The sequence below is a fragment of the Citrobacter sp. Cpo065 genome (genome assembly GCF_030332805.1).
Lineage (GTDB): Bacteria > Pseudomonadota > Gammaproteobacteria > Enterobacterales > Enterobacteriaceae > Citrobacter > Citrobacter portucalensis.
The window spans coordinates 49,732-68,041 of the sequence record NZ_JAOWHC010000035.1 but is presented as its reverse complement, the minus strand read 5'-3'; the positions used below and the strand labels follow the sequence as shown (position 1 = coordinate 68,041).

Sequence of the window (18,310 nt, the reverse complement as noted above, 5' to 3'; positions counted from 1 at the left end):
TATCAAAAAACATGCCCCTCATTCATCAATTATTACTCTTTTCATTATTTTTTATCGTTAATACATTATTCATGCAAATAATAATATTAATTTCCATAACATAAGAAGATAAAACAACTGAAGCAATTTTACATAAGGAAGAATTGACCATTCCCTCTCAGTGTGCCTTAATGTGAGTATCGCCCTCAGTTGGGTACACTACAAGGAACCTTTTGTGAGCCAGGTTACCAGCCTACGCAAACGACACCGATTTAACAGTCGCATGATCCGGATCGTACTGCTTATCAGCTTTCTCTTCTTCTTCGGACGCTTCGTCTACTCCGCCATTGGTGCGTGGCATCACCACCAGGACAAAAAAGAATCTCAGCAGACCACTCAGCCGCAACAGACAGCTCCTGCGCAAACCGACGAACATTGATCGCTCGCCCCTGTGATATCCCCAGCATTAAGATTCCTTACCGGATGGCTAATCGCCTGACATTTAACCATCCGGTAAGGGATTTGAGTGATGAAACTTTACACACCCCTCCCCCTCTCTCGCTTAATTATCAGATAATCGACCGTATTTTTCGCACAAATGCACAATCTTTTCATCCCACTTCACCGCACCATTCGCGCTGATTTTTACGTTACGATTTAACGGACATAAAAAGACAAACAGTGCTCAAATAAACGCTAATTAATATCACCAGCAAATATCACTGACGCAAGCATTTATATTTCGCATGAAAATTAAATAGTTATTTGAATTGTTATCATTTTTAAATACTACAGGGTAATACCATGAGTGGTTTTTTATTATTCCCGAAAATAAGAAGCGGCCTTGAGTGGATCGCCGGGCACAGCGATGCTGTCATTCAATTCGGCTGGAATATCGTTGCCGCCGTGATCTTATTGTTTATCGGTAAATTTATCGCTCGTCTGCTCTCTCGTGGGCTGGAAAAGTTACTGCTTAAACGTAAAGTCGACAGAACGATCATTCAGTTCTTCACCGCGCTGGTACGTTACATTACCCTCGCCTTTTCCGTCGTCGCCGCATTAGGTCGCATCGGTATTGAAACATCCTCCATTATTGCCGTCATCGGTGCTGCCGGACTAGCCATTGGCCTCGCGCTACAAAGCTCGCTTTCCAACTTTGCCGCTGGCGTGCTGTTGGTTTCCCTGCGGCCTTTTCGCGCCGGAGAAGTAGTGCAGATTGGTGCAGTCACCGGAACAGTAGAAAAGGTGCACATCTTCTCCACCACCCTGCTAACCGCGGACAGCAAAGAAGTGGTGATTCCAAACGGTAAGATCATCGCTGACAACATCATTAACTATTCCCGTCACCCTTTTCGTCGTATCGATCTGGTGATTGGTGTGGGTTATCAGAGTCGGATTGCAGAGGTTAAGCAAGTTATTAATCACATTATCGAGCAGGACAGCCGCATCGATAAGCAACGTGGGGTAACCGTTCGTCTGGGCGAACTGGGCGCTTCAGCGTTGAATTTTTACGTGCGCGTATGGGTGCCCAATATCGAATACTGGAATACCTATTACGATCTGCTGGAAAACATTAAAGAGGCGCTGGACGCCAACCACATCGACCTACCCTATCCACAGATGGATGTGCGTATTCAGAATGTCGCACCTCAGCAACAGTCTCAGCTGCAACTGGTCGATTAGCGTACTTTCCTGCAGAACATGCGCCTGAAGTATTTGCTGAAATGCGTGCAATAAAAAACCCTCTGTAAACAGAGGGTTTTTTGCATATTACCGGTTCAAAAACCGCTAACGGAAAGGGATATTATTCCCACTCAATGGTAGCTGGCGGCTTACCGCTGATGTCATACACCACGCGGGAAATACCGTTCACTTCGTTGATAATGCGGTTAGAAACGCGGCCTAAGAAGTCATACGGCAGGTGTGCCCAGTGCGCGGTCATAAAGTCGATGGTTTCTACCGCACGCAGGGAAACAACCCAGTCGTACTTGCGGCCATCGCCCATCACACCAACGGAACGAACCGGCAGGAACACGGTGAACGCCTGGCTTACCTTGTTGTACAGGTCAGCTTTGTGCAGCTCTTCAATGAAGATAGCATCCGCGCGACGCAGCAGGTCGCAGTACTCTTTCTTCACTTCGCCAAGCACACGTACGCCCAGACCCGGTCCCGGGAACGGGTGACGGTACAGCATGTCGTACGGCAGGCCCAGCTCCAGACCAATCTTACGCACTTCGTCTTTGAACAGCTCACGCAGCGGCTCAACCAGACCCATCTTCATCTCTTTCGGCAAACCGCCCACGTTGTGGTGAGATTTGATAACGTGCGCTTTACCGGTGGCAGATGCCGCGGATTCGATCACGTCCGGGTAGATAGTGCCCTGCGCCAGCCACTTAACGTCTTCCAGCTTCAGCGCTTCTTCATCAAATACTTCCACGAATACGCGGCCAATGATTTTACGTTTAGCTTCTGGGTCGTTCTCGCCTTTCAGCGCGTCCAGGAAACGCTGCTCGCCTTCCACGTGAACGATGTTCAGGCCAAAGTGGTCGCCGAACATATCCATCACCTGCTGAGCTTCGTTGAGACGCAGCAGACCGTTGTCGACGAACACGCAGGTCAGGTTTTTGCCGATAGCACGGTGCAGCAGCATCGCGGTCACGGAGGAGTCAACGCCGCCGGACAGACCGAGGATAACTTTATCATTGCCAACCTGCTCACGAATGCGGGCAACGGCGTCATCGATAATTTTTGCCGGCGTCCACAGCGCTTCACACTGGCAGATGTCGCGCACAAAACGCTCCAGCATGCGCATACCCTGACGTGTGTGGGTAACTTCCGGGTGGAACTGCACGCCGTAGAAGCGTTTTTCTTCGTGCGCCATGATAGCGAACGGGCAGTTGTCGGTGCTGGCAACGGTCACGAAACCTTCCGGAATGGCGGTCACTTTGTCGCCGTGGCTCATCCACACGTCCAGCAGCGGTTTGCCGTCTGCGGTCAGGGAGTCTTCAATACCGCGGACAAGCGCGCTGTCGGTCTGAACTTCAACCTGCGCATAGCCGAATTCACGTTCGTTAGAACCTTCAACATGACCACCGAGTTGCATTGCCATGGTCTGCATGCCGTAGCACACGCCGAACACCGGCACGCCCGCGTTGAAAACGTATTCCGGCGCACGCGGGCTGTTTTCTTCGGTGGTACTTTCCGGACCACCGGAAAGAATGATACCGCTTGGGTTGAATTCGCGAATTTGTGCTTCCGTAACATCCCATGCCCACAGTTCACAGTAGACGCCCAGTTCACGTACGCGACGTGCAACCAGCTGAGTGTACTGCGAGCCGAAATCGAGGATGAGAATGCGATGTTTATGAATATTGTCTGTCATTGACGCTAATTCCGAGGCAAGTGAAACAAATTCGCCCGGCATATAGCCGGGCGCGGAAACTTATCAGGAGCCCATGCGGTAGTTAGGGGACTCTTTGGTGATGGTCACATCGTGAACGTGACTTTCCTGAATACCCGCACCGCTGATGCGTACAAACTCTGCTTTCGTTCGCAGCGCGTCGATAGTACCACAGCCGGTCAGACCCATACAGGAGCGCAGGCCGCCCATCTGCTGGTGAATGATCTCTTTCAGGCGACCTTTATAGGCAACGCGACCTTCGATACCTTCCGGGACCAGTTTGTCAGCAGCGTTATCGCTCTGGAAGTAACGGTCAGAAGACCCTTTGGACATCGCGCCCAGAGAACCCATACCGCGGTAAGATTTGTAAGAACGGCCCTGGTACAGTTCGATTTCGCCCGGGGATTCTTCAGTACCCGCCAGCATGGAGCCAACCATCACTGCGGCAGCACCAGCAGCAATCGCTTTAGCGATGTCGCCGGAGAAACGAATACCGCCGTCGGCGATAACCGGAATACCGGTGCCTTCCAGCGCTTCAACGGCATCAGAAACGGCAGTGATCTGCGGAACACCGACGCCGGTCACGATACGGGTAGTACAGATGGAGCCAGGGCCGATACCCACTTTAACTGCGCTACAGCCAGCTTCAGCAAGCGCGCGAGCACCTGCGCCCGTAGCAACGTTACCGCCGATGATCTGCAGGTCAGGATATTTAGCGCGAGTTTCACGGATACGCTGCAGAACGCCTTCAGAGTGGCCGTGAGAGGAGTCAATCAGCAGAACGTCTACGCCAGCGGCAACCAGCGCGTCTACACGCTCTTCGTTACCTGCGCCAGCACCTACCGCTGCACCAACGCGCAGACGACCATGCTCGTCTTTACAGGCGTTAGGTTTACGTTCTGCTTTCTGGAAATCTTTTACGGTGATCATGCCGAGCAGGTGGAAGCTGTCATCAACAACCAGCGCTTTCTCAACGCGTTTTTCGTGCATTTTGGCAAAAACGACATCGCGCGCTTCGCCTTCACGAACGGTCACCAGACGCTCTTTTGGCGTCATATATACGCTAACCGGCTGGTTCAGGTCAGTCACAAAACGCACGTCACGGCCGGTGATGATGCCGACCAGTTCGTTATCTTCAGTCACTACCGGGTAGCCAGCAAAGCCGTTACGCTCGGTCAGTTCTTTCACTTCGCGCAGAGTAGTGGTTGGCAGTACGGTCTGTGGGTCAGTTACCACGCCAGATTCGTGTTTCTTCACGCGGCGAACTTCTTCAGCCTGGCGCTCGATGGACATGTTTTTGTGGATAAAACCGATGCCGCCTTCCTGGGCCAGGGCAATTGCCAGGCGCGCTTCCGTCACGGTGTCCATTGCTGCGGAGAGCATAGGAATGTTCAGGCGAATGGTTTTCGTCAACTGGGTGCTGAGGTCAGCAGTATTCGGCAGAACGGTAGAATGAGCGGGAACGAGGAGGACGTCGTCAAACGTCAGGGCTTCTTTTGCGATACGTAGCATGGGCAATATCTCACCTGGGAGGTTATTAAATATTGCCGCGGCATTATACAGAGCGTAACCGATTGCATCCACACTTTTTTGCAAAAAAACCTTGCGCTCCTCTGTGAGCATGTTACTTTCGACTGAATAACTTGCTGATTTAGAATTTGATCCCGCTCACATGTTATCCTCTCAGACCACCTCAATTTTTACCGTAAGCCGCCTTAATCAGACGGTTCGTTTGCTGCTTGAGCAGGAAATGGGACAAGTTTGGATCAGCGGTGAAATCTCGAATTTCACTCAGCCGTCCTCCGGTCACTGGTATTTCACGCTCAAAGATGACACCGCCCAGGTACGCTGCGCGATGTTTCGCAACAGCAATCGACGGGTAACGTTCCGCCCGCAGCACGGTCAGCAGGTCCTGGTACGCGCCAACATTACGTTGTACGAACCGCGTGGCGACTATCAGATAATTGTTGAGAGCATGCAGCCAGCTGGTGAAGGCTTGTTGCAGCAAAAATATGAGCAACTCAAAGCCAAACTGCAGGCTGAAGGGCTATTCGATCAGCAGTTCAAAAAATCACTACCCTCTCCGGCTCACTGCGTTGGGGTCATTACCTCGAAAACCGGGGCTGCGCTGCACGACATTCTCCACGTGCTGAAGCGCCGTGACCCATCCCTGCCCGTTATTATCTACCCGACCGCGGTCCAGGGCGACGATGCGCCAGGACAGATCGTTCGCGCCATTGAGCTGGCGAACGCGCGGGGCGAGTGCGATGTGCTTATCGTCGGGCGCGGCGGCGGTTCTCTGGAAGATTTGTGGAGTTTTAACGACGAACGCGTAGCACGGGCAATCTTTGTCAGCCGCATTCCGGTAGTAAGCGCCGTCGGCCACGAAACAGATGTCACTATTGCCGATTTTATTGCAGATTTACGGGCGCCTACGCCATCAGCAGCGGCGGAAATTGTTAGCCGCAATCAACTGGAACTGCTGCGTCAAATTCAGCATGGCCAGCAGCGTCTGGAGATGGCGATGGACTACTACATCGCCAACCGTACTCGTCGCTTTACCCAGCTTCATCACCGTTTGCAACAGCAACATCCGCAACTGCGTCTGGCCCGTCAGCAGACCGTGTTGGAGCGGCTGCGTCAGAGGATGAATTTCGCCCTTGAGAATAAGATTAAGCAGGCCAATCAGCGCCAACAGCGCGTAAGTCAACGCCTGAGCCAGCAAAACCCACAGCCGCGCATTTATCGGGCGCAAACCCGTATTCAGCAACTGGAGTACCGTCTGGCAGAGAATATCCGCGCGCGTTTAAGTGCACAGCGAGAACGCTTCGGTAATGTGGTGACGCATCTTGAAGCGGTGAGTCCTCTCTCGACGCTCGCTCGCGGCTATAGCGTCACTACCGCGACCGACGGCAAAGTGCTGAAGCAGACCAAACAGGTAAAAACCGGTGATGTGCTCACTACCCGCCTGTCAGACGGCTGGGTAGAGAGCGAAGTGAAAGGCGTAACGACGGCAAAGAAAACGCGTAAGAAAAAGCCAGATTAAACCGGCACAAACTCCACACGTTTCTTCGAAATCAGACCATGACCATTCTGACAGAAGTAATCCACCGCACCGCAGGCTTTTAACACCTGGAGTGGCTGATGGCACTCCGGGCAGCGCGCTTCTAACGGAATATCTTTTTTACAGTTTTCACAGTGTGCCACACCGTTTTGTGGTTCCAGTTCTGCATGACAATCCGGGCAGGTCATCGACATGGTGACTCCTTTAAATGGCGTTCAATTCTGCGCTAATTTTACCATGATACGCTTAGTGTGAACCACGCAACTGTTGCTGTAGGATCAGTAATCGTTCTACCTCATCCAGCCTGCGCTGCGTCGTGCGGCTCACCTCCTGCGGGCTGCGTTCAAACAGACTTTGCGTCCCCAGAATATGTTCCGCCAGACAATGGGCATAAATCGTACCAGGCAGACACCAACGTTGCACAACATCACCGTCAATCAATTCGAGCACATCATCGGCACCCCGTCGGTCGTAGCTGATGATACGCCCATCACGCAGATAAAGGCGCAGACCTTTTTGTCCACCAGCAGGCCCCGCGTATTTATTCAGCCAGATATCCAACGGTACACCGCTAATCAGTCCTTGCAGATGCGCCTCTCCTTCAGCCGTGGTCAGGTCACCCTGGATGATGTTACGTCCCAGACGGTCTTTAGCGCTATTCACCTGCAGGGTCATGCTGTCATTACCGCCCAGGTAACGCACTGTTTCACGCAGCATGGCCAGTACGTGTGTGCCAATGTCCAGAATCACACCGTCCGGGTGGCGAAGCTCACGCGTATCTGGCTCACCAGTGGCAAAGTTGAGCGCGATCGGCTCTCCTGTAGCGTTATATCCGCTCGGCTCCTGCAAAAAACCGTCGATTTTAACAACGTCTGAAAAGTGAGAGACAAGTGCCTGTTGTGGGTTATCGCCCTGCCACTGCGCACCGAGTTTTCCCAATGCCAGCTGCATTGCGCCATTGCGCGCCATCCAGTGGTCGAGCGCCAGCACACGGTCGGCAGCGTCGGGTGGCTCCAGCAGCGTTTTCAGTTTTTCAATTTGGGAAAGCGTGGCAACAATCGGTTTTTCAACCACGATTCGTGCGATGGGAGCGGCCAGCGCCTGTTCAAGCACATCGAGATGATGCAGGGATGCGGTGGTGATAAACAGGGTATCAAGCGGTGTTGCAAGAAGTTCAGCGAGCGATGCACAGCGTGTCACACCAGCGGGCTGTTTTGCGGGTTGCACGTCAAATCCCACACAGCACAGGGAATCACCGTAAAGTTTACGCAATGCGGGCAAGTATGCCGTTTCAACGACTGCGCCAAGCCCAACAAACCCTAACAGCATGTTCTCACCTCGTAAATGAATTGGCCGGGACATCACGTCTGCCCCGGCACAATCGAGGTGTTATCAGGCGCTAGTAGCCGGTTTAGTTTGCGTATTCTCCAGCATGCGACGGATCGGCACAATGAGGACGATCAGTACCGCAGCGCAGATAAGCAACGCAATCGAGCAGCGAGCGAAGAGATCCGGCAGCATATCCAGTTGGTCGGCCTTCACATGACCACCAATCAGACCTGCGGCCAGGTTACCCAGTGCACTGGCGCAGAACCACAGGCCCATCATCTGCCCGCGCATTCTTTCCGGGGCCAGCAGCGTCATGGTCGCCAGACCGATCGGGCTCAGGCACAACTCACCAAGCGTCAGCATCAGGATACTGCCCACCAGCCAGAATGGGGAGACGCCTGCGCCACCGTTACTGAGAACGTTTTGCGCTGCCAGCATCATCAGACCAAAGCCTGCAGCGGCACAGAGAATACCGATAACGAACTTGGTGATGCTGCTCGGGCGAATATTCATGCTCGCCAGTTTCGGCCACGCCCAGCTGAATACCGGTGCCAGCAGAATGATAAACAGTGCGTTTATCGACTGGAACCAGACCGCCGGGATTTCAAAATCGCCGATCATACGGTTAGTGTAGTCGTTAGCGAACAGGTTGAATGATGTTGGCTTCTGCTCAAATGCAGACCAGAAGAACGCGGCGGAAACCAGCAGGATAAAGCAGACCAGCAGTCTGGCGCGCTCTTTACGGTTCAAACCGGCAAAGATGAACAGGTAGATAAAGTACAAGGCAACGGAGGCTGCAATCACGTATACCAGTATGCTGGCAACCGCGACCGGATTTATCACAATCACGCCCTGCGCAATCAGCGTAACGATAACGGCTACGCCGACGGCCAGCGCCAGCAGCCACGCGCCCACACCGTTACGTTTCACTACCGGGCTGTTCCAGGTTGAGTCCAGACCCACTTCGCTGTCATAACGTTTCATCGATGGAACGGCAAACACACGGAAGATGATCAATGCCACCAGCATCCCGATACCACCGATGCCAAAGCCCCAGTGCCAACCGTGGGATTTAATCAGCCAGCCGGAGATCAGCGGCGCGATAAACGATCCCATATTGATGCCCATATAGAACAGCGAGAAGCCGCCGTCGCGACGCGCATCGCCTTTTTTATACAGCGTGCCAACCATCACTGAGATACAGGTTTTAAACAGACCAGAACCGAGCACGATAAACATCAGGCCGATAAAGAACAGGTTGTTCCCCATAATGGCCGAGAGCGCGATCGACAAGTGACCGAGCGCAATCAAAATGGAACCGTACCACACCGCTTTCTGTTGGCCGAGCCAGTTATCCGCCAGCCAGCCACCAGGCAACGCGGCGAGATACATCGTACCGGCAAAGATACCCACAATCGCCGAGGCATTTTCACGCGCCAGCCCCATGCCGCCGTCATAAACGGTAGCAGCCATAAACAGGATCAGTAACGGGCGAATGCCGTAAAACGAGAAGCGCTCCCACATCTCTGTGAAGAACAGCGAGCCGAGCGGGTAAGGATGACCGAAGAAAGTTCGGCTTTCTTTTTGATTAACAGAGGATTGCATAATTCTCCCGAAAGTTATGTCGTCGTGCGTGTAAACACCGCGATGTACGCCAGCCAGTTACGTATCTGACCGATTTTTTACATGCGGCGAAAAGTTATTTAACCATTTGATAACCTAAGGCTAGTTTTGTCTAGTACCAGCCCCCGGACTTTAAGATGAAAACTCGACAAATGTCTACTTTCTTAGATTTAAACTTGGCAAAAAACGAATAGTGATTGACTTTACACAGGGGGAGATCAGCAATGGGCAGACGAAAAAAAACCCGCGACAAGCGCGAGTTTTTATCTGCATCAGCAACAGTTACTTGCTTTTTTTGATGTGCTTAATCAAACGCTTACGCTTACGCATCTGAGTCGGCGTCAATGTATTACGTTTGTTCGCAAACGGGTTCTCCCCTTCTTTGAACTGAATACGGATCGGCGTCCCCATTACGTCCAAAGACTTGCGGAAATAGTTCATCAGATAGCGCTTGTAGGAATCCGGCAGGTCTTTGACCTGGTTGCCGTGAATCACCACGATTGGCGGGTTATAACCACCAGCGTGGGCATATTTCAGCTTCACACGACGACCACGCACCAGCGGCGGCTGATGATCTTCTACTGCCATGGTCATGATGCGCGTCAGCATCGCGGTGCTCACGCGACGTGTAGAGCTATCGTATGCTTCACGGACCGATTCAAACAGGTTACCCACGCCGCTACCGTGCAGAGCTGAGATAAAGTGTACGCGCGCAAAATCAATAAAGCCCAGACGGAAGTCCAGCGTCTCTTTGACCTGCTCTTTTACTTCCTGCGTCAGGCCATCCCACTTGTTCACAACGATAACAAGTGAGCGCCCACTATTGAGGATAAAGCCCAGCAGCGACAGGTCCTGATCGGAAATCCCTTCACGCGCGTCAATCACCAGCATCACCACGTTGGCATCTTCAATTGCCTGCAGCGTTTTGATTACTGAGAATTTTTCTACCGCTTCGGTAATTTTGCCGCGCTTACGCACGCCCGCGGTATCGATGAGCACATATTCGCGTTCATCGCGCTGCATCGGAATATAAATACTGTCACGCGTGGTTCCCGGCATGTCGTAAACCACCACGCGGTCTTCGCCGAGAATACGGTTAGTAAGCGTGGACTTACCTACGTTCGGACGGCCGACGATTGCCAGTTTAATCGGCAAATCCTGCGGGTTGAAATCGTCCTCAGGCTCTTCTTCGCCGTTTTCTTTGGCTTCAAGCTGCGCCCAGTATTCTGCGTCTTCATCCACTTCTTCCTGAGGAGCAACGTCATCCATCCACGGCAGCAGAACATGCTCCAGCAGGCTGAGAACACCACGACCATGGGACGCCGCGATCGGATAAATTTCACCCAGACCCAATGAGTAGAAATCAACAACCGCCTGGTCAGGATCGAGTCCGTCAGTTTTGTTGGCGACCAGGAACGTCGGTTTCTGGCGCGAACGCAGATGTTTAGCAATAGCTTCATCCGCTGGCATCAGGCCAGCACGCGCATCCACCATGAACAGCACAACGTCTGCTTCTTCGATAGCCAACAGCGACTGTTCCGCCATACGGGTTTCAACACCGTCTTCGGTGCCATCAATACCGCCGGTATCAATACAGATAAACTCACGGCCTTCAATTTCCGCACGACCGTACTTACGGTCACGAGTCAGACCCGGGAAATCCGCAACCAGCGCATCTCGGGTGCGAGTTAGACGGTTAAATAACGTGGATTTGCCAACGTTAGGGCGCCCGACAAGCGCGACCACAGGTACCATGTTTAAAGCCTCATTTAAAAAATCATCAGACAACGGGCACAGTTTTTGCCCCGTTGTTAAAAACAGTAAAACGGCCCCTGCACCAGGAGCCGTTTTTCAAAGCGAGCGGCCGGGACGATTAACGCGTAATGGAGTACAGCGTACCGTCTTTCGCCTGGATCAGCAGTTTACCATCAGCAGAGACCGGCTCGGTCAGGAAACCTGAGCTGTCGACTTTCTGCTGGGCAACAAAACGACCATCGTCAACGTTAATCCAGTGCAGGTAGCCTTCGCTATCACCGACGACCAGATTGCCATTATACAATACCGGGGACGTCAGCAGACGGTGCAGCAGATCGCTTTGCGTCCACAGCGTCACGCCGCCATCGGTGGTCAGCGCCAGTACGCGGTCATTCTGGTCAACCAGGTAGATACGGTTACCGTCGACGATGAAATCATTCACCGAGCCCAGTTCGCGTTTCCACATAATCTGACCGCTGCGCAGATCCAGCGCCGTCAGGTTACCATTATAAGCCAGCGCGTAAACAACGCCATTGACGATAACCGGCGTGGTATCAACATCGCTCAGACGATCGATTTCCGTTGGGCCTGTCGCCTGAGAGATACGCTGCTGCCAAATCATCTGGCCTTGCTGCATCAGCACGGCGCTCACGCGACCGTTATCACCGCCGACAATAGCTGCGCCAAAGGCGGTTGCCGGAGCGGATTCACCACGCAGAGACAGGGAAGGCATGTCGAGGTTAACGGTCCATTTGATGGCGCCATCAGCTTCGTTTAATGCCTGCAACTGGCCGTTGCTGGTGTGGATCAAAACTACGCCATCGCTCACAACAGGACGAGACAGCGCTTCACCGGCGACTTTCGTCTGCCATGCGGTGGTACCGTCGCTGGTATTCAACGCATAAACCTGTGCTTTTTCGCTGCCAATGTAAACATGTCCGCCGGACACGGTTACACCGCCAGAAAGCTGTGCAGATGCACGGGAGAACCAGCCGTCTTTCTCACCCAGATTCACAGACCAGACTTCTTTACCGTCGCCTGCGTTCAATGCTTTCACTACACCAGCGCGATCGGCTGCATAGACAACGTTATCCGCCAGCGCAGGGTGAAGATTGGAATAGAAATCACCAATACCGTTACCTACGGAGGTGCTCCATTCCGTAGACGGAGTAAACTGGTTTTCAACCACCGGTAATGGGGACATCTTAACGACATCTTCTTCGCCACTAAACAATGAACAGCCGCTCAATAGGGTAACGGAAAGCAGCCCTGGCAGAAGTAATTTACGCAATTGCATCGGGTCCCTCTCAGATGGACAAATTATTGATTTTCATCTGCATCATTTCGCTCAGAGCAGGAGAGGCATCGCTTTTCACACCCGCTTCCCATGCGCTACGCGCACCTTGTTTGTCGCCTTTGCTCAGCAACGCTTCACCGCGCAGATCGGCAACAATGGCCGTCCACCCTTCACCTTTAATGGTGTCGAGTGTTTTCAGCGCGGTATCAGCCTGTTTAAGCTGAACCTGAACACGAGCCAGACGCAGGTTAATCACCGCTTTGAGATTTTCATCGCTGGTCGCAGCCAAGCCCTGTTGCAGCTGACTTGCGGCTTTCTCAAGTTCATTTTGGTCAACAAACTGCTGCGCAAGTTCCAGTGAAGCTAGCGCGCCGTAGGTATTTTTATTCTCTGCAGCAAATTTCTCAGCGGCAGGAATGCTGTCCGGTTTACCCGCGCTAACCGCAGTCACCGTATTTTGATATGCCAAAGAAGCAGAGCGTGCGGACTCCGTCTGATGGCTGGTCCAGTAACGCCAACCAACCAGCGCGCCAACCCCTAAAATGATCCCAACAGCCAGCGCCTTGCCGTTTTCAGCAAAGAAGCGTTTTACCGCATCAACCTGGTCGTGTTCGTTCTCGTAAATTTCCACGCTGTCCTTCTCCTTAGCCCAGTAAAGTGCGCAAATGCGCGGCAACGCTATCCTGCGCTACTGCCGTTTGCTCACCAGAGCGCAAATCCTTCACTACAACAGTACCGTCAGCCACTTCGGACTCGCCCAGTACCAGTGCAACGCGGGCGCCCCACTTATCGGCACGGGCAAACTGTTTCTTAAAGTTGCCGCCACCGTGGTTTGTCATCAGTTTCACACCAGGAACTTCATCGCGCAGACGTTCTGCAAGCGTCATTGCCGCCGACTGCGTGTCCGCCCCTGAAGCGACCAGGTATATATCGACAACAGGATCTGCGTTAAATTCCGGATTAACTGCCTGAACTAACAAAACAAGTCGTTCCAGCCCCATAGCAAAGCCCACGGCAGGCGTTGCACGACCGCCAAGTTGCTCGACCAGACCGTCGTAACGACCACCGGCACACACGGTGCCCTGAGAGCCCAGGCTGCTGGTAACCCACTCAAATACGGTGCGGTTGTAGTAATCAAGACCACGAACCAGACGCTGATTGACAGTGTAGGCAATGCCTGCGGATTCCAGCAGTTTGCACAAGCCCGCGAAGTGCTCGCGAGAGTCGTCATCAAGATAGTCGCCCAGTGCAGGCGCGTCGTTGAGCAGCGCCTGTACTTCCGGGTTTTTAGAGTCGAGAACGCGCAGCGGATTGGTGTACATACGACGCTTGCAGTCTTCGTCCAGTTTCTCTTTGTGCAGTTCCAGGTAGGCGACCAGCGCATCACGATAGTTAGCGCGGGCTTCAAGCGAACCGATTGAGTTCAGCTCAAGGCTAACATGCTGAGAAATACCCAGCGCTCGCCACCAGCGAGCGGTCAGCATAATCAGCTCCGCATCGATGTCCGGGCCTTGCAGGCCAAATACTTCGACACCCAGCTGATGGAATTGACGATAGCGTCCTTTCTGCGGACGTTCGTGGCGGAACATCGGCCCGATATACCACAGACGCTGTTCCTGATTGTACAGGAGACCATGTTCGATGCCGGCGCGTACGCAGCCCGCAGTCCCTTCAGGACGCAACGTCAGGCTGTCGCCATTACGGTCCTCAAAGGTATACATCTCTTTTTCAACCACGTCGGTAACTTCACCGATCGCGCGTTTGAATAACGGGGTCTGCTCTACAATCGGCAAGCGGATTTCACTGTAACCGTAGCTACCGAGCACGTTTTTGAGAGTGCCTTCAATGCGCTGCCAGATGGCGGTTTCGCCAGGCAGATAATCGTTCATGCCGCGAATGGCTTGAATGTTTTTTGCCACGTTTATTCTCTTTATGAATATAAAAATGAACCCTCAGCGCTAACCCGAACAATGCGGGCGCCATGCGGGTTCAATCATACACGGGAAGCACGCCGCTTCCCATCACGTTGTTATTTTTCAAGCTGCTGCACGTCGATACGACGCGCTTCGTCCAGAATACTCGCTTTAGCGCGGATGCGGGCTTCAAGCTGCGTAATCATGTCGTCGTTATCGAGTCTGTCCTTACGCACGCCGTCTTCATACAGGCCGCTTTTCTTGTTACCGCCCGTCACGCCCAGCGTAGAAACCAGCGCTTCACCAGGACCGTTTACCACGCAGCCGATGATCGAAACGTCCATTGGCGTAATGATATCTTCCAGGCGTTGCTCCAGCGCGTTAACCGTACCAATAACGTCAAACTCCTGACGCGAACAGGTTGGGCAAGCGATGAAGTTGATCCCGCGCGCGCGAATGCGCAGCGATTTCAGGATATCGAAACCCACTTTGATCTCTTCCACCGGATCGGCTGCCAGAGAAACACGCAGCGTATCGCCGATCCCTTCAGATAACAGCAGGCCAAGGCCGATCGCGGACTTCACCGAACCACTACGCAGGCCACCGGCTTCGGTGATCCCCAGATGCAGCGGTTGATCGATCTGTTTCGCCAGCAGGCGATAGGATTCTACGGCGAGGAAAACGTCAGACGCTTTAACACTGACTTTGAATTGATCGAAGTTCAGACGATCGAGGTGATCCACATGGCGCATAGCGGATTCCAGCAGCGCCTGCGGCGTCGGTTCGCCGTATTTTTCCTGCAGATCTTTTTCCAACGATCCGGCGTTGACGCCGATACGGATAGGAATATTTTTATCACGAGCGCAATCCACCACCATGCGAATACGCTCTTCACTGCCGATATTACCTGGGTTAATACGCAGGCAATCAACACCGTATTCCGCTACCTTCAGCGCGATACGATAGTCGAAGTGAATATCGGCAACCAGCGGGACGTTAACCTGCTGTTTGATAAGCTTGAACGCTTCTGCGGCATCCATTGTCGGTACAGAGACACGAACAATGTCTGCGCCTACGCGTTCCAGCGCTTTAATCTGATTAACCGTCGCTTCCACATCCGTGGTACGCGTGTTAGTCATAGACTGTACGGCGATGGGCGCACCATCGCCGATCGGCACGTTCCCAACGTAAATGCGTGTCGATTTTCTACGTTGAATTGGAGCCTGGTTATGCATTAAAAAATCTCCCGCATTGCCGTCTGTTACTGAGCCGGTGATTGTTCGGCATTAACGGTCAGACGCGCAACCTGGTTAGTTCTGATAAAACGACTCAGATCGACAGGTTTACCCTGGAACTGAATCTGCACTGCCGCCGGGGCGCCAATTTTCAGTTTGTACGGCGCTTGACCGGTCAGGTTTAGATTGCCGTCTTTACGCTGCATCCCGCTGAACAGTTTTTTACCGGTCGCATCGGTTACTTCCAGCCAGCAATCGGCGGTAAAGTTCATCACCAGCGCGTTAGGATCGGCTGCAGGTGTAGTCACACCTGCCTGATCGGTCGGCAGAGGAGCCGCTGTAGCTGGCGCTGTTGGCGCTGCAGTTGCGGTATCGACGTTAGCCTGAGATGGGGCAACAACGGCGTTCTGTTGCGCATCAGCGGCGGGTGCCGGGGTCGCAGCAACGTCTGGCGTTGGCGCTGCGTCCGCTACCGCACCATCGTCAGGAGCCGGAGGGGTATCCTGCCCTGCTGCTGCGCTGGTATCTAACGGTACGTTCTGCGCACCCTCTTTACCGGCATTCAGCTCAGCAGAGGATTGATCGGCCATAGTGGTGATCTCTTCCTGCTGCGCTTTATGGTTCTGCCACCACCAGGCACCAGTCAGTCCGACAACGACAAACAGTACCAGCCAGGTAAAGGTCATTAACCAGCCGTCACGTTTCTTACGACGTTTGCCGAGCGAGAAGCTCTGCATCGGTGCGACTTTAGCTGGTCGAATCGGAGCCTGTTTTTCCAGCCCTGGCAACAGTTCTTCTTCAGGAATATGCACCAGACGCGCATAAGAACGGATATACCCGCGCAGGAATGTTGAAGCAAGATCGGCTGGCGCCTTATCCTCTTCAATATCGCGTACCGTGGAGACCTTCAGGCAAAGTCGCTCCGCGACTGCCTGCTGGCTGAATCCGAGTTGTTCACGGGCATTGCGCAGACGAACGCCGGTGGATAGTGTTTCATTTTTGTCGTGCGTGGCTTCAGTATTCATTCGCTACAGCTGCGTAAATTTGGGTTCTGATGCCGGCGAGCCACAATGCTCACCCACACCGCGAAACATCTGGTCAGTTAACCTTCGTCAGACAGTATAAAACGGTCAGACTATCAATGACAAAACGGCGTAAACCTGAGGGCTAAACACTTGTTACGCCGTTACATACTGCCTTAAAGTCGACAAAAACGCACCGTTATTATTGACCTGACGACGACAACAAAAAACCTCATATGGCTTACGTTGCACTACGGTACAGGAATTATACCGTAGTGCGCCAACATCAAACGGTCTTAATCTCGATAGCGTCGCCCTGCATACGCTTACGCAGAGTACGCTTGGTACGGTCGATAACGTCGCCCGCCAGCTGACCGCAGGCTGCATCGATGTCATCACCACGTGTTTTACGCACGATGGTAGTGAAACCATAGCTCATCAACACTTTGGAGAAACGATCGATACGGCTGTTAGAACTACGGCCATACGGCGCGCCCGGGAACGGGTTCCACGGGATCAGGTTGATCTTACACGGCGTATCTTTCAGCAGTTCTGCCAGCTGATGCGCGTGTTCAGTGCCATCATTGATGTGATCTAACATCACATACTCAATGGTTACACGACCCTGGTTAGCGTTGGACTTCTCCAGATAACGACGAACCGCGCCAAGGAATGTTTCGATATTGTACTTTTTGTTGATAGGTACAATTTCGTCACGAATTTCATCGTTCGGCGCATGCAGAGAAATCGCCAGCGCGACGTCAATCATATCACCCAGCTTATCCAGCGCAGGGACAACACCTGAGGTGGAGAGCGTGACGCGACGCTTGGACAGCCCAAAACCGAAGTCATCGAGCATGATTTCCATCGCCGGAACCACGTTGGTCAGGTTGAGCAGCGGCTCGCCCATCCCCATCATCACCACGTTGGTAATAGGACGCACGCCCGTAGCCTTCACCGCACCGACGATCTTCGCCGCGCGCCAGACCTGACCAATGATCTCCGATACCCGCAGGTTACGGTTAAAGCCCTGTTGCGCCGTAGAGCAGAATTTACACTCTAATGCGCACCCGACCTGTGAAGAAACACACAGGGTCGCACGATCGTCTTCCGGGATATACACCGTTTCAACGCGCTGATCGCCAACCGCGATAGCCCATTTGATCGTACCGTCAGAAGAACGCTGCTCTTCCACCACTTCCGGGGCGCGAATTTCAGCCACTTCTTTCAGCTTGTTACGCAGCACCTTGTTGATGTCAGTCATGTCATCAAAGTTGTCGCTGCAATAGTGGTACATCCACTTCATGACCTGATCGGCACGAAACGGTTTTTCGCCCATCACTTTGAAGAATTCGCGCATTTGCTGACGGTTCAGATCCAGCAGGTTAATTTTTCCATTTTTATTTGGAACCGCAGGAATGACGACTTCAGAGGTGTTAACTAATTCAGACATAATTTTTTCCGGCCTCGTTGTTACACGTTGTGGCCCGTGGAGGGTTAAAAAGAAACGCCCCGGCAAGCGATCTGCTCTTCCGGGGCGTTGCATTGTACAAAGTCTGGCGCAGGGATGCCACGTTTGCACGAAGCATTAGCGAAAATAATATGTAAAGGAAGATCGTAGGCCTGATAAGACGCATCAGCATCGCCATCAGGCAAAGCAGAGACGGATGCGCAAATGCTTATCCGGCCTACC

The 18,310-nt window shown here is 52.9% G+C and carries 15 protein-coding genes; 3 read left to right on the top strand and 12 right to left on the bottom strand.

Annotated features, from left to right (window positions below):
• Nucleotides 1–214: 214 nt before the first annotated feature.
• Together OGY68_RS20860 and mscS are read left to right on the top strand one after the other, a co-directional pair.
• A complete protein-coding gene (locus OGY68_RS20860; RefSeq protein WP_008785446.1) occupies nucleotides 215–418 on the top strand; it encodes a YfgG family protein in 204 nt (67 codons plus the stop codon).
• Between the two features lie 365 nt (nucleotides 419–783).
• Entirely contained in the window at nucleotides 784–1,662 is an 879-nt protein-coding gene (gene mscS, locus OGY68_RS20855; RefSeq protein WP_057069350.1) for a small-conductance mechanosensitive channel MscS, read from the top strand.
• 121 nt (nucleotides 1,663–1,783) lie between these two features.
• On the opposite strand, the gene guaA is transcribed toward mscS, so the two are convergent.
• Nucleotides 1,784–3,361: a glutamine-hydrolyzing GMP synthase gene (guaA, locus tag OGY68_RS20850; protein WP_048216398.1), complete on the bottom strand. Its 1,578-nt coding sequence runs from the start codon at nucleotides 3,359–3,361 to the stop codon at nucleotides 1,784–1,786.
• Nucleotides 3,362–3,424: 63 nt separating this feature from the next.
• Complete coding sequence (gene guaB, locus OGY68_RS20845; protein WP_003037756.1) at nucleotides 3,425–4,891, bottom strand: IMP dehydrogenase; 1,467 nt, start codon at nucleotides 4,889–4,891, stop codon at nucleotides 3,425–3,427.
• A 160-nt stretch (nucleotides 4,892–5,051) separates the two neighbouring features.
• On the opposite strand from guaB, the gene xseA reads away from it, so the two are divergent.
• Nucleotides 5,052–6,425 (top strand): exodeoxyribonuclease VII large subunit, encoded by a 1,374-nt coding sequence (xseA, locus tag OGY68_RS20840; RefSeq protein ID WP_057068022.1) that lies wholly within the window; start codon nucleotides 5,052–5,054, stop codon nucleotides 6,423–6,425.
• On the opposite strand, the gene OGY68_RS20835 is transcribed toward xseA, so the two are convergent.
• The 10 genes from OGY68_RS20835 to rlmN form a co-directional block, all read right to left on the bottom strand.
• Entirely contained in the window at nucleotides 6,422–6,637 is a 216-nt protein-coding gene (locus OGY68_RS20835) for a zinc ribbon domain-containing protein (RefSeq protein WP_003835160.1), read from the bottom strand. The genes xseA and OGY68_RS20835 overlap by 4 nt on opposite strands.
• Before the next feature lie 52 nt (nucleotides 6,638–6,689).
• The gene (locus OGY68_RS20830; protein ID WP_286617523.1) at nucleotides 6,690–7,772 is read right to left on the bottom strand and encodes a Gfo/Idh/MocA family oxidoreductase; all 1,083 of its coding nucleotides are present in this window, start codon (nucleotides 7,770–7,772) and stop codon (nucleotides 6,690–6,692) included.
• Nucleotides 7,773–7,835: 63 nt separating this feature from the next.
• Complete coding sequence (locus tag OGY68_RS20825) at nucleotides 7,836–9,377, bottom strand: peptide MFS transporter (RefSeq protein ID WP_048225012.1); 1,542 nt, start codon at nucleotides 9,375–9,377, stop codon at nucleotides 7,836–7,838.
• 300 nt (nucleotides 9,378–9,677) lie between these two features.
• Nucleotides 9,678–11,150, bottom strand: coding sequence for a ribosome biogenesis GTPase Der (gene der / locus OGY68_RS20820; RefSeq protein ID WP_003835168.1), 1,473 nt, complete (start codon nucleotides 11,148–11,150; stop codon nucleotides 9,678–9,680).
• 118 nt (nucleotides 11,151–11,268) lie between these two features.
• A complete protein-coding gene (gene bamB, locus OGY68_RS20815; protein ID WP_008785453.1) occupies nucleotides 11,269–12,447 on the bottom strand; it encodes an outer membrane protein assembly factor BamB in 1,179 nt (392 codons plus the stop codon).
• A gap of 10 nt (nucleotides 12,448–12,457) precedes the next feature.
• A complete protein-coding gene (locus tag OGY68_RS20810; RefSeq protein WP_003835172.1) occupies nucleotides 12,458–13,078 on the bottom strand; it encodes a YfgM family protein in 621 nt (206 codons plus the stop codon).
• Between the two features lie 13 nt (nucleotides 13,079–13,091).
• A complete protein-coding gene (gene hisS / locus OGY68_RS20805) occupies nucleotides 13,092–14,366 on the bottom strand; it encodes a histidine--tRNA ligase (RefSeq protein WP_003835173.1) in 1,275 nt (424 codons plus the stop codon).
• Between the two features lie 110 nt (nucleotides 14,367–14,476).
• The gene (ispG, locus tag OGY68_RS20800; RefSeq protein ID WP_003037720.1) at nucleotides 14,477–15,595 is read right to left on the bottom strand and encodes a flavodoxin-dependent (E)-4-hydroxy-3-methylbut-2-enyl-diphosphate synthase; all 1,119 of its coding nucleotides are present in this window, start codon (nucleotides 15,593–15,595) and stop codon (nucleotides 14,477–14,479) included.
• Nucleotides 15,596–15,621: 26 nt separating this feature from the next.
• Complete coding sequence (gene rodZ, locus OGY68_RS20795) at nucleotides 15,622–16,620, bottom strand: cytoskeleton protein RodZ (protein ID WP_032944208.1); 999 nt, start codon at nucleotides 16,618–16,620, stop codon at nucleotides 15,622–15,624.
• 283 nt (nucleotides 16,621–16,903) lie between these two features.
• Nucleotides 16,904–18,070, bottom strand: coding sequence for a dual-specificity RNA methyltransferase RlmN (gene rlmN, locus OGY68_RS20790; RefSeq protein WP_057068026.1), 1,167 nt, complete (start codon nucleotides 18,068–18,070; stop codon nucleotides 16,904–16,906).
• Nucleotides 18,071–18,310 lie beyond the last annotated feature (240 nt).

Excerpts from the sequence above, each read along its gene's own strand:
- OGY68_RS20835 (WP_003835160.1), bottom strand. The coding sequence starts at position 6,637 with ATGTCGATGACCTGCCCGGATTGTCATGCAGAACTGGAACCACAAAAC.
- xseA (WP_057068022.1), top strand. The coding sequence starts at position 5,052 with ATGTTATCCTCTCAGACCACCTCAATTTTTACCGTAAGCCGCCTTAAT.
- OGY68_RS20830 (WP_286617523.1), bottom strand. The coding sequence starts at position 7,772 with ATGCTGTTAGGGTTTGTTGGGCTTGGCGCAGTCGTTGAAACGGCATAC.
- rodZ (WP_032944208.1), bottom strand. The coding sequence starts at position 16,620 with ATGAATACTGAAGCCACGCACGACAAAAATGAAACACTATCCACCGGC.
- mscS (WP_057069350.1), top strand. The coding sequence starts at position 784 with ATGAGTGGTTTTTTATTATTCCCGAAAATAAGAAGCGGCCTTGAGTGG.
- der (WP_003835168.1), bottom strand. The coding sequence starts at position 11,150 with ATGGTACCTGTGGTCGCGCTTGTCGGGCGCCCTAACGTTGGCAAATCC.
- OGY68_RS20825 (WP_048225012.1), bottom strand. The coding sequence starts at position 9,377 with ATGCAATCCTCTGTTAATCAAAAAGAAAGCCGAACTTTCTTCGGTCAT.
- guaB (WP_003037756.1), bottom strand. The coding sequence starts at position 4,891 with ATGCTACGTATCGCAAAAGAAGCCCTGACGTTTGACGACGTCCTCCTC.
- rlmN (WP_057068026.1), bottom strand. The coding sequence starts at position 18,070 with ATGTCTGAATTAGTTAACACCTCTGAAGTCGTCATTCCTGCGGTTCCA.
- bamB (WP_008785453.1), bottom strand. The coding sequence starts at position 12,447 with ATGCAATTGCGTAAATTACTTCTGCCAGGGCTGCTTTCCGTTACCCTA.
- ispG (WP_003037720.1), bottom strand. The coding sequence starts at position 15,595 with ATGCATAACCAGGCTCCAATTCAACGTAGAAAATCGACACGCATTTAC.
- guaA (WP_048216398.1), bottom strand. The coding sequence starts at position 3,361 with ATGACAGACAATATTCATAAACATCGCATTCTCATCCTCGATTTCGGC.